This window comes from Brumimicrobium salinarum, from assembly GCF_002844555.1.
GTDB lineage: Bacteria > Bacteroidota > Bacteroidia > Flavobacteriales_D > Crocinitomicaceae > Brumimicrobium > Brumimicrobium salinarum.
Genome location: NZ_PJNI01000050.1, coordinates 1 through 1,619, shown reverse-complemented (window position 1 = coordinate 1,619; position 1,619 = coordinate 1). Strand labels below are relative to the sequence as shown.

Sequence of the window (1,619 nt, the reverse complement as noted above, 5' to 3'; positions counted from 1 at the left end):
GGTCAGTTTTTGACAAAATAGGTAAAGCCTGATATATTTACTTCTTTCGGTCCCTGGAGGAGTTTCAACAATCTTCCGTTTGAGTTTTTCCATTTCTGCAGGAATTTCTTTCCTGGGCATTGATGTTAAAATACTCTTTGTGCATGCTGGATTAATATGATACATGATATTTAAATTTATGTTCGGCACACCTCATCTAATGAGACGTGCCGAAATGGTTAATAATTACGATTTAATTAATTGGTGAACGAGAACTTGTCTTAATTGCTTTAGTGTGTTTTGGATTCGCTTGTAGTTCTCTTCTTGCTGCTCCAATTGCAAAAGTGATGAAACAGTCTTCTTGATTGCTTCAGGCTTGTGAAAAGTGGCGCTATGCGCTTCAGTGATTATTTTGATGAGGTCATCTTTCCGAATGAAGGGAATCACTGATCCTACTAGAGCAATTTGAAATCGTTTCCCTTGGTGCAAGGAGTAAACTATCCAGTACAAGCTTTCTTTTTCACTTTCAGAATTGCAGCTTATCACAAAGCAATTCGGGCAGGGCTTTTTGAGTGGTTTTCCGCTGTTTAATCCTTTGTTGAGGATAAAGAAGTGGGGACCTTTATACACGCCCTCTGGTCGATAGGTAATCATTTTGAAATTAGACATAATTTAGGTTTTAAAAATTAAGTCATGTTCATCGTCGCTTCGCTCCGCCATGAATTCCAAAAGAAAAAACCAAAGAAAATGACCTAAAAAGGCCGAGAAAAAAGGAAAAAAGAAAGCCCATTTTTTTAGGGCTAAGTCGCAGCTTTGTCAAGGTTTTTGACAATAAAAAATTTGACTCCATGAGTGAACAAAGGAATGGATGGCAAACTTTAGAGCTGAGGAGATTTAAGTTGAAAAAAGATAACCAAAATTATTATTGCAAAACCCGAAGGGCTTGACCTTTATAAAGCTGTGCACAGCCCTATTTTTGCTTTTATTTTTTTATTTTTAATCCATAGGGAAAGCCTAGTCAAAAAAACCGTTGAAACGAAGGTGTAGTTAAAGAGTTAGCTATAATGATAAAACGAAGTGAGAACTTTTGGTTCAAGTGTAGATGTTTCAAAATTATAGCATAACACATAAGATTATGGGAACCATGAGTGAGCCAAGAGAATAGTTATTGATAAAAGAAAACAGCTACTCTTGACTTACTACCAACGTAGTTTAGCAAGAAAAGCTTTAAGTATTTGCTGCCTTTTTCAGGCAGCTGATACCTCCTTGCGATAATGTTAGTTAGTTCGGAGGGATGATGTTTTGCAAGTGTGCTTTTTCAAAGGTTTTAGGGATAACTGTTTTGGAAAAGGAATACTCCAGGTGTAACTGGAAATATAATTGAGGATATGAAAAAAGCACTCTTGACTGGATTAAGTTTATTAGGAACAGTAATCTCAAAAACTTCCTGCTGACCAAAGGGTGGCTGGAAGCTTTCTTTCTAGTGCTTATTCATACTGTAAAACTTAGATTGGAACCTACTAAAATATAGATTTACGGTTATTTCATGCTTAGTGATTAAAGGAGAAGTATTTAATCGGAGCAATTTTGGACACTATTCATTTAGAGCCAATGTATTTAACAATTGAACAGGAAATGGA

At 35.9% G+C, this 1,619-nt stretch carries 1 protein-coding gene; it reads right to left on the bottom strand.

The features are described from left to right. Positions 1-225: 225 nt before the first annotated feature. Positions 226-648 carry a DUF6943 family protein gene (locus CW751_RS15080; protein ID WP_133122255.1) on the bottom strand — a complete coding sequence of 141 codons (423 nt, stop codon included), beginning with the start codon at positions 646-648 and terminating at the stop codon, positions 226-228. Positions 649-1,619 lie beyond the last annotated feature (971 nt).